At 73.2% G+C, this 22,530-nt stretch carries 17 protein-coding genes; 9 read left to right on the top strand and 8 right to left on the bottom strand.

The genetic code is table 11. From position 1 onward, the window contains the following. The first annotated feature begins 89 nt into the window (after positions 1-89). Positions 90-1,451 carry an aminotransferase-like domain-containing protein gene (locus WJX68_RS20935; RefSeq protein ID WP_340293684.1) on the top strand — a complete coding sequence of 454 codons (1,362 nt, stop codon included), beginning with the start codon at positions 90-92 and terminating at the stop codon, positions 1,449-1,451. 83 nt (positions 1,452-1,534) lie between these two features. Further along, positions 1,535-2,485, top strand: a complete 951-nt coding sequence (locus tag WJX68_RS20930; protein WP_340293681.1) for a D-alanine--D-alanine ligase family protein — start codon at positions 1,535-1,537, stop codon at positions 2,483-2,485. 2,123 nt (positions 2,486-4,608) lie between these two features. On the opposite strand, the gene WJX68_RS20925 is transcribed toward WJX68_RS20930, so the two are convergent. From WJX68_RS20925 to rpmH, 8 genes are all read right to left on the bottom strand, one after another. Beyond that, positions 4,609-5,583 (bottom strand): ParB/RepB/Spo0J family partition protein, encoded by a 975-nt coding sequence (locus WJX68_RS20925; protein ID WP_340293678.1) that lies wholly within the window; start codon positions 5,581-5,583, stop codon positions 4,609-4,611. A 1-nt stretch (position 5,584) separates the two neighbouring features. Then, positions 5,585-6,478 (bottom strand): ParA family protein, encoded by an 894-nt coding sequence (locus WJX68_RS20920; RefSeq protein ID WP_340293675.1) that lies wholly within the window; start codon positions 6,476-6,478, stop codon positions 5,585-5,587. A gap of 64 nt (positions 6,479-6,542) precedes the next feature. Next, on the bottom strand, positions 6,543-7,217 hold the full coding sequence (gene rsmG / locus WJX68_RS20915; protein ID WP_340293673.1) for a 16S rRNA (guanine(527)-N(7))-methyltransferase RsmG: 675 nt from the start codon (positions 7,215-7,217) through the stop codon (positions 6,543-6,545). After that, the gene (locus tag WJX68_RS20910; protein ID WP_422785749.1) at positions 7,214-7,744 is read right to left on the bottom strand and encodes a Jag family protein; all 531 of its coding nucleotides are present in this window, start codon (positions 7,742-7,744) and stop codon (positions 7,214-7,216) included. The genes rsmG and WJX68_RS20910 overlap by 4 nt, the downstream gene beginning before the upstream one ends. Positions 7,745-7,866: 122 nt before the next feature. After that, positions 7,867-9,003: a membrane protein insertase YidC gene (yidC, locus tag WJX68_RS20905; RefSeq protein WP_340293668.1), complete on the bottom strand. Its 1,137-nt coding sequence runs from the start codon at positions 9,001-9,003 to the stop codon at positions 7,867-7,869. Positions 9,004-9,042: 39 nt separating this feature from the next. Then, entirely contained in the window at positions 9,043-9,411 is a 369-nt protein-coding gene (gene yidD, locus WJX68_RS20900) for a membrane protein insertion efficiency factor YidD (protein WP_340293665.1), read from the bottom strand. Between the two features lie 29 nt (positions 9,412-9,440). After that, on the bottom strand, positions 9,441-9,827 hold the full coding sequence (gene rnpA, locus WJX68_RS20895) for a ribonuclease P protein component (protein WP_340293662.1): 387 nt from the start codon (positions 9,825-9,827) through the stop codon (positions 9,441-9,443). A 28-nt stretch (positions 9,828-9,855) separates the two neighbouring features. After that, positions 9,856-9,993 (bottom strand): 50S ribosomal protein L34, encoded by a 138-nt coding sequence (gene rpmH, locus WJX68_RS20890; protein ID WP_020622600.1) that lies wholly within the window; start codon positions 9,991-9,993, stop codon positions 9,856-9,858. A 502-nt stretch (positions 9,994-10,495) separates the two neighbouring features. On the opposite strand from rpmH, the gene dnaA reads away from it, so the two are divergent. The 7 genes from dnaA (at position 10,496) to gyrA (ending at position 22,480) form a co-directional block, all read left to right on the top strand. After that, on the top strand, positions 10,496-12,232 hold the full coding sequence (gene dnaA / locus WJX68_RS20885) for a chromosomal replication initiator protein DnaA (RefSeq protein ID WP_340293651.1): 1,737 nt from the start codon (positions 10,496-10,498) through the stop codon (positions 12,230-12,232). 1,041 nt (positions 12,233-13,273) lie between these two features. Further along, entirely contained in the window at positions 13,274-14,428 is a 1,155-nt protein-coding gene (gene dnaN, locus WJX68_RS20880; protein ID WP_340293649.1) for a DNA polymerase III subunit beta, read from the top strand. A 91-nt stretch (positions 14,429-14,519) separates the two neighbouring features. Further along, entirely contained in the window at positions 14,520-15,530 is a 1,011-nt protein-coding gene (gene gnd / locus WJX68_RS20875; RefSeq protein WP_422785748.1) for a phosphogluconate dehydrogenase (NAD(+)-dependent, decarboxylating), read from the top strand. 24 nt (positions 15,531-15,554) lie between these two features. Continuing rightward, positions 15,555-16,727 (top strand): DNA replication/repair protein RecF, encoded by a 1,173-nt coding sequence (gene recF / locus WJX68_RS20870; protein WP_340293644.1) that lies wholly within the window; start codon positions 15,555-15,557, stop codon positions 16,725-16,727. A gap of 48 nt (positions 16,728-16,775) precedes the next feature. Further along, on the top strand, positions 16,776-17,486 hold the full coding sequence (locus WJX68_RS20865) for a DciA family protein (protein WP_422785747.1): 711 nt from the start codon (positions 16,776-16,778) through the stop codon (positions 17,484-17,486). A gap of 375 nt (positions 17,487-17,861) precedes the next feature. Continuing rightward, the gene (gyrB, locus tag WJX68_RS20860) at positions 17,862-19,913 is read left to right on the top strand and encodes a DNA topoisomerase (ATP-hydrolyzing) subunit B (protein ID WP_340293642.1); all 2,052 of its coding nucleotides are present in this window, start codon (positions 17,862-17,864) and stop codon (positions 19,911-19,913) included. 56 nt (positions 19,914-19,969) lie between these two features. After that, on the top strand, positions 19,970-22,480 hold the full coding sequence (gyrA, locus tag WJX68_RS20855) for a DNA gyrase subunit A (protein WP_340293640.1): 2,511 nt from the start codon (positions 19,970-19,972) through the stop codon (positions 22,478-22,480). Positions 22,481-22,530: the final 50 nt, after the last annotated feature.

Genomic DNA, 22,530 nt, shown 5'->3' with positions numbered 1-22,530 from the left:
CACCGGTACGAACGTCACGACGAAGGGCAGGGCGATCACCCGTCGCGGTTACACTCGGCGGGCCGTTTCCCCTCGCAGAGGAGCATGCGATGACCCTGCCCGACCGCCCGCAGCAGCCCGACGTCCGCCGTCCCGCGGCCGCGGCGGCAGCGGCGGCAGGGGAGGGGGCGGTCGTCCCGCTGGCCCCGACCGAGCGTTTCGCCACCCGTACGGCCGGCATGACGGCGTCGGAGATCCGGGCGCTGTTCGCCGTCGCGAGCCGGCCCGAGGTCGTCTCGCTGGCCGGGGGGATGCCGAACCTGGCGGCGCTGCCGCTGCAGTCGCTGGCCCGGGAGGTCGCCGACCTCGTCGACACCGACGGGATGTCGGCGCTGCAGTACGGCTCCGCCCAGGGCGTCCCGCAGCTGCGCGAGCAGATCTGCGAGGTCATGCGGGAGGAGGGCATCGAGGCCGACCCGAACGACGTCGTCGTCACCGTCGGCTCGCAGATGGCGCTCGACCTGCTGACCCGGATCTTCGTCGACCCCGGTGACGTCGTGCTGGCCGAGGGCCCGTCCTACGTCGGCGCCCTCGGCAGCTTCGCCGCCTACCAGGCGCGCGTCGTGCACGTCGCGATGGACGAGCACGGCCTGGTGCCGGAGCTGCTGCACGAGGCGCTCGAGTCGCTGTCGCGACGCGGGATCGTCCCGAAGTTCCTCTACACGATCCCGAACTTCCACAACCCGGCCGGCGTGACGCTCGCCCACGAGCGGCGCCCGCGGATCCTGGAGCTGTGCCGCCGCTACGGCGTGATGGTCGTCGAGGACAACCCGTACGGGATGCTCGGGTTCGACGGCGAGGTGCACCCGGCGCTGCGGTCGTTCGACCCGGACGTGCTCTACCTGGGCTCGTTCTCGAAGACGTTCGCCTCCGGGCTGCGGGTCGGCTGGGCGCTCGTGCCTCCGCTGGTCCGCGACCGCCTGGTGCTGGCGGCGGAGTCGGCGACGCTGTGCCCGCCGTCGTTCACGCAGATGCTGGTCTCGCGGTACCTGTCGCACCACGACTGGCGCAGCCAGATCAAGACGTTCAGCGAGAACTACCGGGAGCGCCGCGACGCGATGCTGGCCGCGCTGGAGACCTACCTGCCGGAGGGCTGCAGCTGGAACGTCCCCGACGGCGGCTTCTTCGTGTGGCTGACCGTCCCGGAGGGCGTCGACACCAAGGCGATGCTGCCGCGGGCGGTGACGGCGCGGGTGGCGTACGCGTCCGGCACCGGGTTCTACGCCGACGGGTTCGGCAGCCGGCAGCTGCGGCTGTCGTTCTGCTTCCCGACGCCCGAACGCATCACCGAGGGCGTGCGGCGGCTGGCGGCGGTGCTGGAGGCCGAGCTGGAGGTCGTGCGGACGTTCGGTACGCCGGCCCGGACGGAGCTGACCCGCGGGACGCAGAGCCCGTCCCCCGACACGACCTGACGCACCCGCGCGATGTTTCACGTGGAACGCCCCGGACCGGCTCCCGGTCCGGGGCGTTCCCGTCGATGGCGCAGAATGCCCGCGTGAGCGATCGAACGGTGGCCGTGCTGGCCGGAGGCCTGTCCCACGAACGCGAGGTGTCCCTGCGATCCGGGCGACGGCTCGCGGGCGCGCTGCGCGCGAACGGCGTCGATGTCCGCGAGTGGGACGTCGACGCGCGGCTCCTGGAGCGGCTGGCGAACGACCGGCCGGACGCCGTCGCCGTCGCGCTGCACGGCGGGGAGGGGGAGAACGGCGCCGTCCAGCAGGTGCTGGAGCTCCTCGGGATCCCGTTCGTCGGGACGCCGTCGGGCGCGTGCCGCCGCGCCTGGGACAAGCCGAGCGTAAAGGCCGAGCTCGTCCGGGCCGGGCTGTCGACGCCGGACTGGGTCGCGCTGCCGCACTCGACGTTCCGCGAGCTGGGCGCGCAGGGCGTGCTGGGCGCGATCGTCGACCGGCTCGGGCTGCCGCTGGTGCTGAAGCCGGACCAGGGCGGGTCCGCGCTGGGCGTCCAGGTGGTGCGGTCCGCGGCCGACCTGCCGGCCGCGATGGTCAGCTGCTTCGCCTACGCCGAGACCGTGCTCGTCGAGCGGTTCATCGAGGGCACCGAGGTGGCCGTGTCGGTCGTCCACGACGGCGACGAGCCCCGGGCGCTGCCGCCGGTGGAGGTCGAGGTGCCCTCCGGGTTCTACGACTACACCTCCCGCTACACGCCGGGTGCGGCGGCGTTCCACTGCCCGGCCCGGCTGCCGTCGGACGTGCTGGCGACGCTCGCCGACACCGCGCTCACCGCGCACCGGCTCCTGGGGATGCGCGACGTGTCGCGCACCGACGCGATCGTCGCCGCCGACGGCACCGTGCACGTCCTGGAGATGAACGTGTCACCGGGGCTGACCGACACCTCGCTGCTGCCGACCGCCGTGACCGCGGACGGATCGGACCTCGCGACGGTCTACCTCGCGCTCGTCGAGCGGGCGGCCGCCCGGCAGGGTTGAGATGTTCCACGTGGAACCACACCGGTGTGGTTCCACGTGGAACACCGGAGGTGGCGGCCGGCGGCGCCCCTGCGCCGCAGCACCCGTTCCTGGTCGTGCGGGAGCGGCCTGCGCACCCGGCAGCGGGAGATCACGGTGTCGACCGGCTCGTCCTCGTCGCCCACCCGACGCCCGGCGTGGGAGCGACCGGGCCGAGGGTGCCCCCGGCGGAACGCTTCGTCGACGGGTCGGCGCCGTTCCTGTGCGAGGCGTTGCGGCACCGCGTCCGCGGACGCGGCTGCCACCCCTTCTCCGGCGCCCACGGCCGCGGCTCCGCGGCCCGGCGCGACGGTCCGCCGGGCAGCCCCACGACCGGGAGTCGACCGGGCCCGTTCACCGGGGCGGAGATCGTGACGGCGCACCGGTCCGGCTCGTCGCGTGCCGCGCGACGGCGCGTCGCAGCCGGTGCGCGGGGGTCCGCCGCCGGGGTCGGCGCGACGCGGCCGTGCCCGGTGGGTTACCGGTCGCGGTTTCACGTGGAACACCGACGGACACGCCATCCGGACCGCGTGACCGACAGAGACACGGGCGGGGCCGTACGCCTGACCCGCCCATTCCCGTGGTGTCGCCCCACTCGTGCTGCGGGCGTCGCCGACGGTCGCGTCGCGTCGCCGTGCCCGCACCGCGCCCGGGGCGAGCACGGTCCGGAGCCGCGTGGCGGGGTTCTGCGACGGGACCCATCTTCCGATCGTCCTCGGCGGGAGTCGCCACGACGCCCGCGGGCGACCTCGCCGGGTGCGGTCGTCTCGACGGACTGCCGCGCCGTGCCCCTTCCGGTCGCACGCTCCGGCTCCACCACGCAGCCGAGGCGGCACGACGCCGGCAGACGTCCGGGCCCGGCCGGCGCGCGCGGCCGAGCTCACGAAGGTCCGCTACGGAGTCACCGGCCGCTCTCCTCGGAGCTCGTGACTACGGTGCGCGCGAGCGTCGGCGGCAGCGGGTCGGTGCTCCGACAGCACCGCGTCCGCTGTACCGCTGCTGCTCCCGGTGCCGCGGGTAGGCGTCACGCGGCGTCCCAGAGCGGCGTGGACGGTTCCGGCCTGCCCGGCCCCGGCAACCGGGTCGGCTACCGCGTGTGCCGACCGCTGTCGCGCATCGCCGCGGTCGGTGCTCGACCCGCATCACCGTGGCGCGCCCCAGATGGCCGAGCCGTCCGCCCGCCCCGGCCGGCGGGCGCCTGCACCACCGCCCAGCCGCACCACCACAGCGCCGCACCACAGTGCCGCGCCACCAGGAAGTCCGGGCACGCTGATCGCGCGACACCCCGACCTCCCGGCGCCGACAGCAGTTCGGCACCGACAGTCGCCCGGCACCCCGATCCTCCGGCACCCCGATCCTCCGGCACCCCGATCCTCCGGCACCGCGCTCGTCCGCATCGCGTTCGACCGTCACGCGGTGCGTCGACGACGTCGCCTCCGCAGCGGAACGCCACCCCCGCCGAGTCCACCCTGCGTCGCCCCGCCGGGCGACGACACCGCGGCACGGCCCGGCCGCGACACGCATCCGTCACGACCCGACTGCACCGGCCCGATTCCGCCATCGAGCGGCGACCGGACAGCGACCGGCGAAGCCGCCGTCCGTGTCGCCCCTCGGACGGGGCCGCAGCACCGCGGGCGGTCGCCCCTCCCACGATCCACGACGCGACGGGCCTCCACTGCGCACCCCGTCGTCCTCGGACCGCGACGGCACACCCGGACCCCGTCGGGGCGGGTGGGAGCGCCCGCACTCCCCGGCGTCCGTCCGGAGCGCGCCGTCCGGCCGCCGCACTCGGCCCGCGACGCCACGTGTTCCACGTGAAACACGCACGCCGGGACTCCTTCGACACTTCGCGGCCCGATTGCAGCGCACAATCAGATAAATCGGACAATCTTCTTCAAGAGAAGCGCTCAGATCGCCGTCGCGGGGTCACCAACTCCTTACGGGCCCCTCGGACCGGCCTCCCGCGACAAGGCGCTCACCGGCGATCTCAGGGCGCCCTCAGATGCCCGCCACGGTCCCGGCGGTCGTCGCCGTCTCCTCGTGCCGGAACACCGACGGCCGCCGTCCGGATCGGACGACGGCCGTAGGGGAGGGGTGACGGGCGCTCAGTCGCCCCGCGCGATACCCATGATCCCGGTGATGCGGTCGAGATCCTCGACCGAGCCGAACTCGACGACGATGCGTCCCTTCCGCTGGCCCATCTCGACCTTCACGCGGGTGTCGAACATGTCGGCCAGCCGGTCGGCGCGTTCGGTGAACTCCGGACGCTCCTCGCCCCGCCGGCGGGCGCGGCGCTCGCGCGGCGGGCCGTCCTGGCGGGCGAGCACGACGGCCTCCTCGGTCGCCCGCACCGACATGCCCTCGGCGACGATCTTGGTGGCGAGGTCCTCCTGCTGCCCGGCGTCCTCGAGCCCGAGCAGCGCCCGCGCGTGCCCGGCCGACAGCACGCCCGCGGCGACCCGGCGCTGCACCGTCACCGGCAGCTTCAGCAGCCGGATCATGTTCGTGACGACGGGCCGGCTCCGGCCGATCCGGTCGGCCAGCTCGGAGTGCGTGACGCCGAACTCGGCGAGCAGCTGCTCGTAGGCGGCCGCCTCCTCCAGCGGGTTGAGCTGGACGCGGTGGATGTTCTCCAGCAGCGCGTCACGCAGCATGACGTCGTCGGCGGTGTGCCGGACGATCGCCGGCAGCGTGTCGAGCCCGGCGCGCTGCGCGGCGCGCCACCGACGCTCGCCCATGATCAGCTCGTAGTCGCGCCCGGTCCGCCGGACGACGATCGGCTGCAGCAGCCCGAACTCGCGGATGGAGTGCTCGAGCTCGGCGAGCTGGTCCTCGTCGAACTGGGTGCGCGGCTGCTTCGGGTTCGGCACGATCCGCTGCAGCGGGATCTCGCGGTACTCCGCGCCGCCGTCGACCACCGGGGTCTCGGCCGTCGTGTCGTCGCGCTGCACGGCCGGTGCGGGCCGGTGCAGGGGAGCGCCGGGGCCCGGTCCGCCCGGACGGCCACCGCCGCCCTCGACCGGACCGGTGGGGATCAGCGCGGCCAGGCCGCGGCCGAGCCCGCCCTTGCGTTCGGCCATCTCAGCGCCCGTCCGGACGGTACGCGCCGCTCGCGCCGTGCTCGGCGATCTCGCGCGCCGCGTCGATGTAGCTCATCGCACCGCGCGAGCCGGGGTCGTACGCGAGCACGGTCTGGCTGTAGCCGGGCGCCTCGGAGACCTTCACGCTGCGCGGGATCACGGTGCGCAGCGCCGTCGGGCCGAAGTGCTGGCGGACCTCGGAGGTGACCTGGTCGGCCAGCTTGGTGCGGCCGTCGTACATGGTCAGCAGGATCGTCGAGACGTGCAGCGACGTGTTCAGGTGCGACCGGACGAGGTCGATGTTGGACAGCAGCTGGCCGAGGCCCTCCAGCGCGTAGTACTCGCACTGGATCGGGATCAGCACCTCGGAGGCGGCGACGAGTGCGTTGACCGTCAGCAGGCCGAGCGAGGGCGGGCAGTCGATGAACACGTAGTCGACGTCGAGGCGGGCGAGGGTCTCCTCGTTCAGCGCCTGGGACAGCCGCGACTCGCGGGCCACCATGCTGACGAGCTCGATCTCCGCGCCGGCCAGGTCGATCGTCGCGGGCAGGCAGAGCAGGTTCGGCGACGCGGTGCTGACCGCGACGGCCTCCTCCAGCGGGATCTCGCCGAGCATCACCTCGTACACCGACGGCGTGCCGGTGCGGTGCTCGACACCGAGCGCGGTGGAGGCGTTGCCCTGCGGGTCAAGATCGATCACCAGCACACGGACACCGTGCAGGGCCAGACCCGCGGCGAGGTTCACCGTGCTGGTCGTCTTGCCGACCCCACCCTTCTGGTTCGCGACGCCGATGACCCGGCGCGCGGCCGGACGGGGCATGCCGTGCCGGTCGGGGTGCAGCACGCGGGCGGCCCGCTCGGCCTCGTCCGCGATGGGGGTCCATCCGAGACTCATGCGCGACCTCCTCGACGGTTCGTGACCGGTCGGTGTTTCACGTGGAACGACGCTCCGGCACCCATCATCGCCGTTCCTTCCTCCGGTTGCGGCGGGGCGCGCCGGTCCGCGGGATCTCGACCACCGTGGTCAGCGGGTCGACGACGCCGGCGCCCGCCTCGTGGATGCGGGCCTCACCGCCGCCGAGGGCACGGACCGCGGCGGCGTCGCGCACGATCTCCTCGGGGGCGGAGGCGCCCTTGAGCACCAGCATCGCACCTCCCTGCCGGAGCAGGGGCAGGCAGATCCCCGCGAGCCGGGCCAGCGGTCCCACGGCCCGGGCGGTGACGACGTCGGCCCCCTCCCATCGTCGCAGAACCGACGGCTCCTCGGCACGCCCCCGTTCGACCGCGACGTCCAGGCCGACGTCGGCCAGCACCTCGTCGAGCCAGTCGACGCGGCGGGCGAGCGGCTCGATCAGGACGATCCGCAGGTCGGGCCGGGCCAGGGCCAGCGGGATGCCGGGCAGCCCGGCGCCCGAGCCGACGTCGGCGACGTTCGCGTCGGCGGGCACGACCTCGCCGAGCACGGCGCAGTTCAGGACGTGCCGGTCCCACAGCCGGTCCCGCTCACGCGGGCCGATGAGGCCGCGCTCGATCCCGGAGGTCGCGAGGTGCTCGACGTAGCGCACGGCCAGCGGCAGCCGGTCGCCGAACACCTTCTCCGCGACCTCCGGGGTCGGGACGGCGGGAGTCGTCACTTCTTGTGGACCACGACCTGGCGCCGCGGCTCCTCGCCCTCGCTCTCGGAGACGACACCCTTCACGGTCGCGACGGCGTCGTGGACGACCTTGCGCTCGAACGGCGTCATCGGGCGCAGCCGGGCGGACTCTCCGCTGGCCCTGACCTCCTGCGCCGTCTCCAGGCCGAGCTCGGTCAGCTCGTCGCGACGGCGGCGCCGCCACCCGGCGATGTCGAGCATCAGCCGGCTGCGGCTGCCCAGCTGCTGCTGGACGGCCAGGCGCGCCAGCTCCTGCAGGCTCTCCAGCACGGCGCCCTTGTCGCCGACCAGCTTCTGCAGCTCGTCGTCGTCGTCGGCACCCTCGATGCTGACGACGGCGCGGCCGCCCTCGACGTCGAGGTCGATGTCACCGTCGTAGTCCAGGATGTCCAGCAGGCGCTCCAGGTAGTCGCCTGCGACGTCGCCCTCCTGGATCAGCAGGCTCTCGCCGGACGGCTTGTCCTGCACGTCCTGGCCCTCGGCGGGCTCCTTCGCGGTGGTGGGCACGCGCATCTCCTCTCGTCAACGGTTCGCGGGGCCGGCGTGCCCGGGCCCGCTCGGCGGTGGGGCCGCCGGGGCCGGCGAGGCGTGCCGGGTCTGTCGGGGTGGTGCGGGGCGGTGCGGGCCGGTCAGCGGCGCTTGCCGCGGCGGGCCTTGGAGCCCGGGCGCTTCTGCACCGGCTTCGCACCGGGCTTCTTCTGACCGTTGCCGTTGCCGTTGCCGTTGCCGTTGGTGCCGTTCGCGGTGCCGTTGGAGCCGTTCCCGTTCGGGGACGAGGAGCCGGTCGGGGCCTCGGAGGACGCGCCGTCCGAGCCGGCCGCGGCGGCCAGCTCCTCGGCCGGGTCGATCGGCTCGTCGGCGATCTCGCGGACCTCCTCCGCAGTGCCGCGGCGACCGTCACGGACCGGCTTCTGGCCGGGGCGCGGGGCGCGGGCCTTCGCGGCCTCGGTGGCCTGCTCGGCCTTCTCCGACTCCTCGGCGTCGATCTTCTTGTAGACGACGTACTGCTGGCCGAGGGTCCACAGGTTGTTGGCGACCCAGTAGAAGAGCACCGCCAGCGGCAGGAACGGGGCGCCGACGACGACACCGATCGGGAACACGTAGAGCATCAGCTTCTGCATGATCTCGGCCTGCGGGTTCGCCGCGACGGTGCCGGCCGCGATCTGCGCCTGCTGGCGGGCCACCGAGTGGCGCGCGGTGATGTGGGTGAAGATGCCCGCCGCGATCATCAGCGGGATCATCACGGCCCACTGCGCGACGATGTTGCCGCCCAGCTCGGCGACGGACGCGGTGTTCTGCAGCGGGAAGATCGCCGAGCCGAGCTTGGCGCCGAACAGGCTGGAGTCGACGAACGAGGCGTTCTCGGCCGCGTTGAAGACGTAGTTCTCGGTCTTGCCCGGCTTGAACTCGCGCAGCACGTGGAACAGACCGATGAACACCGGGATCTGCACCAGGATCGGCAGGCAGCCCATGAGCGGGTTGGCGCCGTTCTGCTGCTGGAGCTTCTGCATCTCCGTGGCGAGCTTCTGGCGGTCGTTCGCGTACTTCTTCCGGAGCTTCTGCATCTCCGGGGCCATCTCCTGCATCTTGCGCATGGAGCGGACCTGCACGACGAACGGCTTGTAGAGCAGCACGCGGAGCGTGAAGACGAGGAAGACCACCGACAGCGCCCAGGCGAAGCCGTTGTCGTCGCCCAGCACGAACCCGAAGACCTTGTGCCAGACCCACATGATCCAGCTGACGGGGTAGTAGATGAAGTCCAGCACTGCTGCGTTGCTCCTCGTGGTCTCGGGCGTGGCCGCGGGTCAGCGGTCCGTGCCGCGTGAGAGGCCTTCGGTCCGGGGCGGGTCGGTGGACGGGTGCTCCGGCTCCGGATCGGGCTCCGTCCCGCTGGGCGGCACCCCGTCACCACGGTGACGACGGCGGGGCGGCACCGGGTCCCAGCCGCCAGGGTGCCACGGTGCGCAGCGCAGCAGCCGCCACACGGTGAGGCCGAGCCCGCGCACGAGACCGTGCTCGGAGAAGGCCTCCACGGAGTAGGCGCTGCAGCTGGGGTGGAACCGGCAGCTGGGCATCAGGTTCGGCGAGATCCAGACCTGGTACCAGCGGACGGCGGCCATCGCGGCGCGCGCGCCGGGGCCGGGGCGGCTCGCGGGTGCGTGCTCCTCGCTCACCGTCGTCTCCTCTCCCGGGGGCGCCGTGCTCATCGCGCTCCGTCCGGGGCCGGGCGCGGCCTGCGGGGCCGCTGCGCCGCCCGGAGCGCGGAGTCGAGGTCGGACGCGAGCTCGGCCGAGGTCGCGGTGCCGGCGGGCGGCAGCGCCCGGACGACGAGCGCGGCACCGGCCGGCAGGACGGCCAGCCGGTCGGCCACCAGGTGTCGCAGGCGCCGGGACACCCGGTGCCGGACGACCGAGTTGCCGACGGCCTTGCTCACGACGAAACCCGCCCGCGGCGAGGCGTGCTCGGGCACGCCGCCGGGGCGGGTCAGGTCGAGATGCACCACCAGCCTCGACCGGCCGGCGCGTCGTCCGCGCCTGATCGTCGAGGCGAACTCGGGCCGGCGGGTGAGCCGGGCGTGTGCCGGCAGCACGGCGCGGGCCGGTGGGGGGCGCCGGCCGTCAGGCCGAGAGGTTGCCGCGCCCCTTGCGACGGCGCGCGGCGAGGATCGCGCGGCCGGCGCGGGTGCGCATGCGCAGCCGGAAACCGTGCGTCTTGGCCCGGCGGCGGTTGTTCGGCTGGAAAGTACGCTTGCTCACGGTCGGCTCTCCTGGTCGGCGGCTCGCAGGCGTCCTGCGACGCCGAGATCTGTGGTCACGTGCTCGGGTTCGTGGGTCACCGGCCGCACGACGGCCCCGCACGGGTGCGGGAACCGCTGACGACGGGCGTGACACGCCCATCCGACCAGGTGTCCGGTCGTCAAGGGTACGCAGCGGGTTTCGAGAGGGTCAAACCACCCCCGGAGGACCGCGACGACCCCGCCCGGACCGGCCCGTCGCGGCCGCTGCTAGCGTCGCCGACCCCGCCCGGGACCGGCGGGTGGGTAACGACCACCCGCACCACGACCGAGACCTCACACGACATCCGGCCGGCGCCCCGCTGCGCACCGGCCGGAGACTGCTGCGTACCTTTACGCACAAGTGTGGACAACTCTGGGGATACATGGGCCCCCGGGCGGAACGGACGCGTCCGTACGGCCACAGGTGCAGTGCTCCGGGGGGAGCAGCCGCGGACGGCGGCCGAGGTGAGGGGGAACCGCGGATGACCGACCAGCCGGGCGATCTCGGCGCGGTCTGGAACCGCGTCATCGCCGATCTCTCCGGCGCGTCGGCCGAGTCCGGCACCCCCGCCCTGTCCCCCCAGCAGCGCGCCTTCCTGCGCCTGACCCGTCCCCTCGGCCTGCTCGACGGCACCGCGCTGCTCGCCGCGCCGAGCGAGTTCGCCAAGGACGCCATCGAGCGCATCCTGCGCCGCCCCATCAGCGACGCGCTGGGCCGCCACCTCGGGGTCGCGGTGAACCTCGCCGTCGTCGTCGACGCCTCCGCGGCGTCCGGCGGCACCGAGGTCCCCGACCCGCCCGGCTTCGGCATGCACCGCGGCGCCAGTGCCGGCGACAGCGTCCGTGACACCGGGACCGGCGAGCGGCCCGCGGCCGAGCCCGCGGTGTCCGGCGGCGGCGAGCCCGGCACGGGCGACGCGGTCGACGCGGCCCCCGGGGCCGACGGCGTCCCCTCCACCGACGGCGGCTTCGCCGTGACCGGCCCGGACCCCGCCACCCGCGACGGCGACGGCGGCGCCGCCCCCGAGCGCGACCGCGGCTACCCGGCCGAGCCGGCGCCGTCGTCGTCGGGGGGCTGGGCGCCGCAGCCCACCGGCCGCCCGGAGCCCACCGGCCGCGACGGCCAGACGGCCTGGCCCGCCTACACCGCGCCGCAGGCCGGCGACCCGGTCGCCCCGCGGTCCCAGACCCGGCTCAACGAGCGCTACACCTTCGACACCTTCGTCATCGGGGCGTCGAACCGGTTCAGCCACGCCGCCGCGGTCGCGGTGTCCGAGGCGCCGGCGCGGGCGTACAACCCGCTGTTCATCTGGGGCGAGTCCGGGCTGGGCAAGACCCACCTGCTGCACGCCGTCGGGCACTACGCCCAGCGGCTGTTCCCCGGCATGCGGGTCCGGTACGTCAGTACCGAGGAGTTCACGAACGACTTCATCAACTCCCTGCGCGACGACCGCAAGGTCGCCTTCCAGCGCCGCTACCGCGACGTCGACGTCCTGCTCGTCGACGACATCCAGTTCCTGGAGGGCAAGGAGGGGACGCAGGAGGAGTTCTTCCACACCTTCAACACCCTCCACAACGCGAACAAGCAGATCGTCGTGTCCTCCGACCGGCCGCCCAAGCGGCTGGAGACCCTCGAGGACCGGATGCGGACGCGGTTCGAGTGGGGCCTGATCACCGACATCCAGCCGCCCGAGCTGGAGACCCGGATCGCGATCCTGCGCAAGAAGGCCGCCCAGGACCGGCTCGCCGTCCCCGGTGAGGTCCTGGAGTTCATCGCGGAGCGGATCGAGCGCAACATCCGCGAGCTCGAGGGCGCCCTGATCCGGGTCACGGCGTTCGCGTCGCTGAACCGGCAGGCCGTCGACACCCAGCTCGCCGAGATCGTGCTGCGCGACCTCATCCCCGACTCCGCCGCCTCGGAGATCACCGCCCCGACGATCATGGCCGTCACCGCCGAGTTCTTCGGCGTCACGCTCGACGACCTGTCCGGCCCGGGCAAGACGAAGGCGCTCGCGCAGGCCCGCCAGATCGCGATGTACCTGTGCCGCGAGCTGACCGACCTGTCGCTGCCGCGGATCGGGCAGACCTTCGGCGGCCGCGACCACACGACCGTCATGCACGCCGACAAGAAGATCCGCAACGAGATCTCGCTCCGGCGGAAGACCTTCGAGCAGGTCCAGGAGCTGACCGCGCGCATCAAGCTGCGCGCCCGTCACTGACGCCCGCTCCCGGGCCGGTCGTCCACAGCGCCGTCCGGCCGTCCGCACCCCCCGTGAGCTGGTGATCATGGGATCGGGCCGGTCACGCGCCGCACCGGGACCGATCCGGAGCAACCCACAGGTGCACCGGCCCCAGATCGCCGCTGCGGGCCGTTCGCACCGCCCACGGGACGATCGGGACCCCGCTCCGCGACGCCGGCGCGGGCGCCCCGCCGGCGTCCGGGACGCGTCGACCGATCCCGATCGGGTCCGGCGTGCCGTCACCCGCGTGTCGGTCCCACACCCTCCGCTCGTCGTCCGGTAGTGGGCGCTCGGCGCTTCACCACTCGTCCCGGTGATCGATTGCGCCGTACCGGTGGTCACGCAGCGTCGACATGACTGTGACGAGTGAGGCGTATGTGGGTTGTCAGTGGGTACCCGTCGTGCCGGACGGGGCGTGGCGCCTATCACCCTCGGTCCACGATCCACCACGTTTCCACCCACATCTGGGGACAACTCTGTGGATGGACGGCCGCAGGCCCGTGGACGGATCGCCCGGGATCCGTGGACAACCCTGTGGTGAACCCGGGATGAACCGGGGACGGACGGGGAGCACCGCCGTCCGTCCACCGGTCGCCGGACCTGTCAACGGGACCCCCCACGGACACATCCCCAGTCGACGCGGCCTGCTGACCTGCGACGACACGCTCCATCCACACTGTGCACAGCACCTGTCACTACGACGGTTGTTCTCTCTTCTTATTTCCTTCTGAAGAAGAGCTGTGTGGACCGACCCCCGGACGGGGGTCACGGACGGGCACCCGGGTTCCACCCGCTCCGGGGCCCGGGGTGGCGTGGAAACTGTCGGGGCGAGGCTCTACCGTGAGCGTCCCGGCGAACCCGCCGATCCGATCCCGCTCCGGCCGACCCGTCCGCAGCCCGCTCCGGGCCGCACGGCGGACGACCGGCGGGACGGGTCCGGTCGCCGCCGCACCGCCGTCCCGTCGACGACCCGGCCCCGCGCCGCGGTCGGCGCCGGGCGCTACCGGGGAAGGTCTCCAGATGAAGTTCCGGGTCGAACGCGACGTCCTCGCGGACGCGGCCGCCTGGGTCGCTCGCAGCCTCCCGGCGCGTCCGCCGGTGCCCGTCCTGGGCGGGGTCCTGATCCAGTCCGACAGCGACGCCGGCGAGAAGCTCACCGTCTCCGGCTTCGACTACGAGACCTCGGCGCGGGTCGAGCTCGACGCGACGGTCGGGGAGCCGGGCCGCACGCTCGTCTCCGGCCGGCTGCTCGCCGACATCACGCGCGCCCTGCCGTCGAAGCCGGTGGACCTGACCGTCGACGGCGCCCGCGCCACGATCAACTGCGGCAACAGCCGGTTCAGCCTCCCGACGATGCCGGTCGAGGACTACCCGCAGCTGCCCGAGATGCCCCAGCGCGCCGGGTCGGTCGCCGCCGACGCGCTCGCCGCCGCCGTCGCCCAGGTCGCCGTCGCCTCCGGGCGGGACGACACGCTCCCGATGCTGACCGGCATCCGGCTCGAGATCGAGGGCTCGCAGCTCACGCTCGCCGCGACCGACCGGTTCCGCCTCGCCGTCCGCGAGCTCGAGTGGTCCCCGGAGGACGCGTCGATCTCGACCGCCGTGCTCATCCCGGCCAAGACGCTCGCGGAGGTCGCGAAGACCCTCGCCGGCTCGGGCACCGTCGAGATCGCGCTGTCCGCGGGCGACGGGATGCTCGGCCTGACCGGCGGCGGCCGCCGCTCCACCAGCCGGCTGCTCGACGCGGAGTTCCCGCGGTTCCGCCAGCTGATCCCCGCCGAGCACACCACCGCGGTCGAGCTCGACGTCGCGCTGCTCGTCGAGGCGATCAAGCGCGTCTCGCTGGTCGCCGACCGGGTCGCGCAGATCCGGATGGAGTTCGGCGAGGACGGGCTGCGCCTGGCCGCCGGCGGCGACGACGTCGGGTCCGCCGAGGAGGAGCTGCCCTGCGCGCTCGACGGCAACCCGCTGACGATCGCGTTCAACCCGGGCTACCTGCTCGACGCGCTGGGTGCGCTGCACACCGACCGCGCGCAGCTGACGTTCACCACCCCGAACCGGCCCGCGCTGGTCCGGCCGGTGCCCAAGCCCGCCACCGACGACGCCGGCGAGGCGCCGTCGCCGGAGAAGTCCGGCTACCTGCACCTGCTGATGCCGGTCCGGCTGCCGGGCTGAGCCCGGTCCGCCGCGCCGGACCGGTGGCCGTCCCCGACGGGGCGACCCCGCCGGGCGGGCCCGGGCCCGGGGGTGAAGACTCGGGCCCGGTGTGATCGACGAGGGCCGCCGGTGCCCGGTCCGGGACGCCGGGGCCCGCGATGCGAAGGGGGCTTCCGCCGTGCAGATCGGCATGATCGGACTCGGCCGCATGGGCGGCAACATGCGCGAGCGGCTGCGCGCCGCCGGGCACGAGGTGGTCGGCTACGACCCCCGCCCGGAGGTCAGCGACGTCGGCTCGCTCGCGGAGCTGGCCGGTGCGCTGGCCGCGCCGCGCGTGGTGTGGGTGATGGTCCCGTCCGGCGAGCCGACCCGGAACACCGTTGCGACCCTGGCGACCACCCTGGAGCCGGGCGACCTCGTCATCGACGGCGGCAACTCGCGCTACACCGACGACCAGCCCAACGCCGCGCTGCTCGACGCCCACGGCATCGGCTACGTCGACTGCGGCGTATCCGGCGGCATCTGGGGCCGGGACAACGGCTACGGCCTGATGGCCGGCGGCGAGGACGAGCACATCGCCCGCGCCATGCCGGTCTTCGACGCGCTGCGCCCGGAGGGGCTGCGCGAGGAGGGCTTCGCCCACGCCGGACCGGTCGGCGCCGGCCACTTCGCGAAGATGGTCCACAACGGCATCGAGTACGGCCTCATGCAGGCCTACGCCGAGGGCTTCGAGCTGATGGAGGCCAGCGAGCTCATCACCGACGTGCCCGGGGTGATCCAGGCGTGGTCGCGGGGGACCGTCGTGCGGTCCTGGCTGCTCGACCTGCTCGTCGACGCGCTGCGGGAGGACCCGCGGCTCGACCGGCTCGAGGGCTGGGTCGACGACTCGGGTGAGGGGCGCTGGACGATCGAGGAGGCCATCGCGCACGCCGTGCCGCTGCCGGTGATCTCCGCGGCCCTGTTCGCGCGGTTCTCCTCCCGGCAGGCCGAGTCCCCGGCGATGAAGGCCGTCGCCGCGCTGCGCCAGCAGTTCGGCGGGCACGCGGTGAAGTCGTCCGGCCCGGCGGGCGCTCCCGGCGACAAGGCGGGCCCGTCGTCCGGCGGTGGCTCGACGCAGTGACCGCACAGGGAGGGTGACCGGCCGGTGTTTCTCAGGCGGTTCTCCGTCACCGACTTCCGGTCCTGGCCGGAGGCCGAGCTGGAGCTCGACCCGGGCGTGACGGTCCTGGTCGGCTCCAACGGCGTCGGCAAGACGAACCTCGTCGAGGGCATCGGCTACCTCGCCACCCTCGGGTCGCACCGGGTGTCCTCCGACGCCCCGCTCATCCGGCGGGGCGCGGCGCAGGCCATCGTGCGCGGCGAGGTGCACCACCACGGGCGCAGGCTCGGCGTGGAGCTGGAGATCAACGACGGGAGGCAGAACCGGGCCCGGGTGAACCGCTCACCGGTCGGCCGTCCCCGCGACGTGCTGGGCATCCTGCGCAGCGTGCTGTTCGCGCCGGAGGACCTGGCACTGGTGCGCGGCGACCCCTCGGAGCGGCGGCGCTTCCTCGACGAGCTGCTCGTCGCCCGGTTCCCGCGCTACGCCGGCGTCCGCGCCGACTACGACAAGGTCCTGCGCCAGCGCTCGGCGCTGCTCAAGACCGCGAAGCCGGCGCTGCGCGGCGCCCGCGGCCGGTCGCGGCCCGCACCGACCGCCGACCCGGACCTGCCCGACGACCTCGCCACCCTCGAGGTGTGGGACGGCCACCTGGCCCGCACCGGTGCGGCGCTGCTCGCCGGGCGGCGCGAGCTCGTCGTCGCGCTCGCGCCGCACGCGCGGGAGGCGTTCGCGGCGATCGCGCCGTCGTCGGACCCGATCGGGCTGGACTACCGCTCCAGCCTCGGGACGGCGGGGGTGGCGGAGCTGCCGTCGTCGGTCGCGGAGCTGGAGGAGCTGCTGCTGGCCCGGCTCGCCGAGGTCCGGCGGCAGGAGGTCGAGCGCGGGGTGTGCCTGGTCGGCCCGCACCGCGACGAGCTGGAGCTCGCCCTCGGCGAGGGGCCCGCGAAGGGCTACGCGAGCCACGGCGAGTCCTGGGCGTTCGCACTCGCACTGCGGCTCGCGTCCTACCGGCTGCTGCACGCCGACGACGTCGAGCCGGTCCTCGTGCTCGACGACGTGTTCGCCGAGCTCGACTCCGCCCGCCGCCGTGCGCTGGCCGGGCTGGTCGCCGGCGCCGAGCAGGTCCTGGTGACCGCAGCGGTCGCCGAGGACGTCCCGGTCGAGCTCGACGGCGTGCGGTTCGCCGTCGGCGACCGGAAGGTGGTCCGCGCGTGACCGCCGCTGCATGTCTCGTCCGCATCACGGCACTCTGGGGACAAGCCTGTGGATACTGTGGATAACTCCGGCCGGGCGGGGGACGGACGCCGCTCCGGGAACGGAAACGGGAGGACAGGGCGCCGCGCCGCGGACGCCCGCCGGCCCGCGCCTGGGGACGGACGTCCGGCCGACCCGGGTCACGACGCGGTCACGGGCGGCGGGGTCCCGGGGGAGCAGGGCGACCTGCTGGCCGGGGACCGCTCCGGGCTGCGCGGGGCCGACCTCGCCCGCGAGGCGCTGCGTGCGGCGCGCGAGGCGTCGGCCCGCAAGGCCGAGGAGCGGGCCGAGTCCGACCGGCCGAAGCTGCGCGTGGTCTCGGGGCGGGGGCGCCGCCGTCGCTGGTCGGGGTCGGGTCCCGACGACCGTGACCCGCAGCCGTTCGGCCGCCTGGTCTCGCGGATCTCGGTGGACCGCGGCTGGTCGAACCGGCTGACCGACGCGACCGTGCTGGGCCGCTGGCCGCAGCTGGTCGGGCCGGACGTCGCCGACCACTGCACCCCGGTCTCGCTGCGCGACGGCGAGCTGACCCTGCAGGCGGAGTCGACGGCGTGGGCCACCCAGCTGCGGACCCTGCAGCGCCAGCTGCTGACCCGCCTCGCCGCGGCGGTCGGCCCGGACGTCGTGCGCCGGATCCGGGTGGTGGGGCCGAGCGGCCCGAGCTGGCGGCACGGGCCGCGCCACGTCCGCGGCCGCGGGCCCCGCGACACCTACGGCTGAGCCCCCCGCGCGTTGCGGCGGCGTGACGGCGTCACGGGCTCGCGTGGGGCCCCGGATCGGGTGGGGAGCCGAAGCGGGGACCGTCCGGCGCTCTCGTCGGCGGTGAGCGCGGCATGACACGGCCGCCTGTCCGCTCGGCCCCGCCGGGCCACGTCCGATCCCGCACCGGACGCCGTTCGCCCGTCTGTGGCGCTTCTGGGCGGGTCCTACCCGCCTTTCCGTCGGTCCCGGCGGGTAGGATCGAGGGGTATTCCCCGGGTGGCTCCCCGAGACATGACCAGAGCGCCCGGTCGGTGGAACCGGCCCGTCGCCGTCGCACCCCCGGGTGCGCGCGTCGCGCGGGGTGGTTCACGTGGCGAGGAGAAGAAGCTACCCGTGGCTTCCGACAAGGCAGCGAACAACGCCTACGGCGCGTCGTCCATCACGGTCCTCAAGGGCCTGGAGGCGGTCCGCAAGCGGCCCGGCATGTACATCGGCTCCACCGGTGAGCGGGGCCTGCACCACCTCATCTGGGAGGTGGTGGACAACTCCGTCGACGAGGCGATGGCCGGTCACGCCACCAAGGTCGTGGTGACCCTGCAGGCCGACGGCGGCATCCGCGTCGAGGACGACGGCCGCGGCATCCCGGTCGAGATGCACCCGGTGGAGAAGAAGCCGACCCTCGAGGTCGTCCTCACCAGCCTGCACGCCGGCGGCAAGTTCGACGACAAGTCCTACGCGGTCTCCGGTGGTCTGCACGGTGTCGGCGTCTCGGTGGTGAACGCGCTGTCCACCGCGCTCGACGTCGAGGTCCGCGTCGGCGGCGTGATCTGGAAGCAGCGCTACGACCACGCCAAGCCGGGTGAGCTGATCGAGGCCGGCACCACGAAGAAGTCCGACACCGGCACCACGATCACCTTCTGGGCCGACCCGACGATCTTCGAGACGACGTCGTACACGCTGGAGACGATCCGGCGCCGGCTGCAGGAGCAGACCTTCCTCAACAAGGGCCTCACCATGGTCCTGCGCGACGAGCGCCGCCCGGAGCGCCCGGCCGAGCTGCCGTCGGAGGACGCGGTCGACGCCGACGGCAACCCGGTCGAGGTGCCCGACGCCGACTCCGAGCCGGACGCCGAGGGCTACGTCGCGAAGCCCAAGGAGTACGTCTTCCACTACCCGAACGGTCTCGAGGACTTCGTCGCGCACCTGAACAAGTCCAAGGACCCGATCCACCGCAAGATCGTCAGCTACACCGGCGAGGGCCCCGGCCACCAGGTCGAGGTCGCGATGCAGTGGAACTCGGGCTACTCCGAGTCGGTCTACACCTTCGCGAACACGATCAACACGCACGAGGGCGGCACCCACGAGGAGGGCTTCCGTCACGCGCTCACCGCGACGGTCAACCGCTACGCCCGCGACAAGAAGCTGATCAAGGAGAAGGACCCGGCGCTGTCCGGCGACGACATCCGCGAGGGCCTCGCCGCGATCGTCTCGGTGAAGATCTCCGAGCCGCAGTTCGAGGGCCAGACCAAGACCAAGCTCGGCAACACCGAGGTCAAGTCGTTTGTCCAGCGGGTCTCCAACGAGTGGCTCGCCGACTGGTTCGAGCGCAACCCCAACGAGGCGAAGACGATCGTCACCAAGGCGGTCTCCTCGGCGCAGGCCCGTCTGGCCGCGCGCCGCGCCCGCGAGCTCGTGCGCCGCAAGAGCGCCGGTGACATCGGCGGCCTGCCCGGCAAGCTGTCGGACTGCCGGTCCCGGGACCCGGAGAGCTGCGAGCTCTACATCGTGGAGGGCGACTCCGCGGGCGGCTCGGCGAAGGCCGGCCGCGACTCGATGCACCAGGCGATCCTGCCGATCCGCGGCAAGATCATCAACGTCGAGAAGGCCCGGATCGACCGCGTCCTCAAGAACACCGAGGTCCAGTCGATCATCACCGCGATGGGCACCGGCATCCACGACGACTTCGACCTGTCGAAGCTGCGCTACCACAAGCTGGTCCTGATGGCCGACGCCGACGTCGACGGCCAGCACATCCGGACCCTGCTGCTCACGCTGCTGTTCCGGTTCATGCGCCCGCTGATCGAGAACGGCCACGTGTTCCTGGCCCAGCCCCCGCTCTACAAGATCAAGTGGGGCGGGCGCGCCGAGGCCGAGTACGCCTACTCCGACCGCGAGCGCGACGGGCTGATCGAGGCCGGCCGCGCCGCGGGCAAGAAGCTCCCGAAGGACCAGGGCGTGCAGCGCTACAAGGGTCTGGGCGAGATGGACGCCAAGGAGCTGTGGGAGACCACGATGGACCCGACCAACCGGCTCCTGCTCCAGGTCAGCCTGGACGACGCGGCGACCGCCGACGAGCTGTTCTCGGTGCTGATGGGTGAGGACGTCGAGTCCCGCCGTTCCTTCATCACCCGCAACGCCAAGGACGTGCGCTTCCTGGACGTCTGATCAGTACGGCTGTTCCAGACAACTGATCCAGACGCACGTATGAACGAGGAGACTTCGTGACGGACACGATCGATCCCACCGCGCCCACGGGCGGCGGCGGGGAGGGTGGCGGCCGCGTCGAGCCGGTCGACATCCAGCAGGAGATGCAGCGCTCCTACATCGACTACGCGATGAGCGTGATCGTCGGGCGCGCCCTGCCGCTGGTGGAGGACGGCCTCAAGCCGGTCCACCGCCGCGTCCTCTACTCGATGGGGGAGAACGGCTTCCGGCCCGACCGCTCCTTCGTCAAGTGCGCCCGCGTCGTCGGCGACGTCATGGGCAACTACCACCCGCACGGCGACTCGGCGATCTACGACGCCCTGGTGCGGCTGGCCCAGCCCTGGTCGATGCGGTACCCGCTGATCCAGGGGCAGGGCAACTTCGGCTCGCGGGGCAACGACCCGGCCGCGGCCATGCGCTACACCGAGTGCCGGCTCTCCCCGCTCGCGATGGCGATGCTGCGCGACATCGACGAGGAGACCGTCGACTTCATCGACAACTACGACGGGAAGACCGACGAGCCCGTCGTGCTCCCGTCGCGGGTGCCGAACCTGCTGATCAACGGCAGCTCCGGCATCGCGGTCGGCATGGCGACCAACATCCCGCCGCACAACCTGCGCGAGGTCGGCGCCGGCGTCGCGTGGTCGCTGGACAACCCCGACGCCTCCGACGACGAGCTCCTCGAGGCGCTGATGGAGCGCATCAAGGGGCCGGACTTCCCGACCCACGGCCTGATCGTCGGCCGGGACGGCATCGAGTCGGCGTACCGCACCGGGCGCGGCTCGGTCCGGATGCGCGCGGTCGTCGAGGTCGAGGACGACGCCAAGGGCCGCACCACGCTGGTCGTCACCGAGCTGCCCTACATGGTCAACCCGGACAACCTCATCGAGTCGATCGCGGGCATGGTCCGCGACGGCAAGATCGCCGGGATCTCGGAGATCGTCGACGAGTCCAGCGACCGCATCGGCATGCGGATCGTCATCACGCTCAAGCGTGACGCCGTGGCCAAGGTCGTGCTGAACAACCTGTACAAGCACACCCAGCTGCAGCACAGCTTCGGCGTGAACATGCTGTCGATCGTCGACGGCGTGCCGCGCACCCTGCGCCTCGACCAGATGATCCGGCACTACGTCCGGCACCAGATCGAGGTCATCGTCCGGCGGACCCGCTACCGGCTGCGCAAGGCCGAGGAGCGGGCCCACATCCTGCGCGGTCTGGTCAAGGCGCTCGACGCGCTCGACGAGGTCATCGCCCTGATCCGGGCGTCGGCCACGGTCGACGTCGCCCGGGCCGGCCTGATCGACCTGCTCGACGTCGACGAGATCCAGGCGCAGGCGATCCTGGACATGCAGCTGCGCCGCCTCGCCGCGCTGGAGCGCCAGAAGATCATCGACGAGCTGGCCGAGATCGAGCGCGAGATCGCCGACTACCAGGACATCCTGGCCCGGCCCGAGCGCCAGCGCGCGATCGTGCGCGACGAGCTCGCCGAGATCGTCGAGGAGCACGGCGACGACCGCCGCACCCGGATCGTCGGGTACGACGGCGACGTCACCGACGAGGACCTGATCGCGGTCGAGGACGTCGTCGTCACGATCACCCGCACCGGCTACGCCAAGCGCACGAAGACCGACCTGTACCGCGCCCAGAAGCGCGGCGGGAAGGGCGTGCAGGGCGCGCAGCTGAAGCAGGACGACATCGTCAACCACTTCTTCGTGTGCTCCACGCACGACTGGATGCTCTTCTTCACCAACCGCGGGCGGGTCTACCGGCTCAAGGCCTACGAGCTGCCCGAGGCCAACCGCACCGCACGCGGGCAGCACCTGGCGAACCTCCTGGCCCTGCAGCCGGAGGAGGAGATCGCCCAGGTCATGCAGATCAAGGACTACTCCGCGCGGCCGTACCTGGTGCTGGCCACGCGCAACGGCCTGGTGAAGAAGTCGCGTCTGACCGACTTCGACTCCAACCGCACCGGCGGTCTGATCGGCATCAACCTGCGCGACGACGACGAGCTCGTCGGCGCCGTGCTCTGCTCGGGCGACGACGACCTGCTGCTCGTCTCCGCCGAGGGCCAGTCCATCCGGTTCACCGCGTCCGACGACGCGCTGCGCCCGATGGGCCGCGCCACCTCCGGCGTGCTGGGGATGCGGTTCAACGACGGCGACAAGCTCCTCGCCCTCGGCGTGATCCGCCCCGACACGTACCTGCTCGTCGCCACCACCGGTGGCTACGCGAAGCGGACACCGATCGAGGACTACCCCGTTCAGGGCCGCGGCGGGAAGGGAGTGTTGACCCTCCAGTACGACCGCAGGCGTGGCACGCTGGTCGGTGCACTCATCGTCGGCATCGACGACGAGCTGTACGCGATCACCTCCACCGGCGGGGTCATCCGGACCTCCGCGCGCGAGGTGCGGAAGGCCGGCCGGCAGACGAAGGGAGTCCGCCTGATGAACCTGGGCGAGACCTCCACGCTGCTGGCCGTCGCCCGCAACGCGGAGGAGACCGAGGAGGACCCGGGCCAGCAGGCGTAGTGACGGCACCGGTGGCCGGCCCCGCGCGGGGCCGGCCACCGGCGGCACAC

Source organism: Pseudonocardia spirodelae (assembly GCF_037727765.1).
GTDB classification, from domain to species: domain Bacteria; phylum Actinomycetota; class Actinomycetes; order Mycobacteriales; family Pseudonocardiaceae; genus Pseudonocardia; species Pseudonocardia spirodelae.
This window is presented reverse-complemented; position numbering and strand designations above follow the sequence as displayed.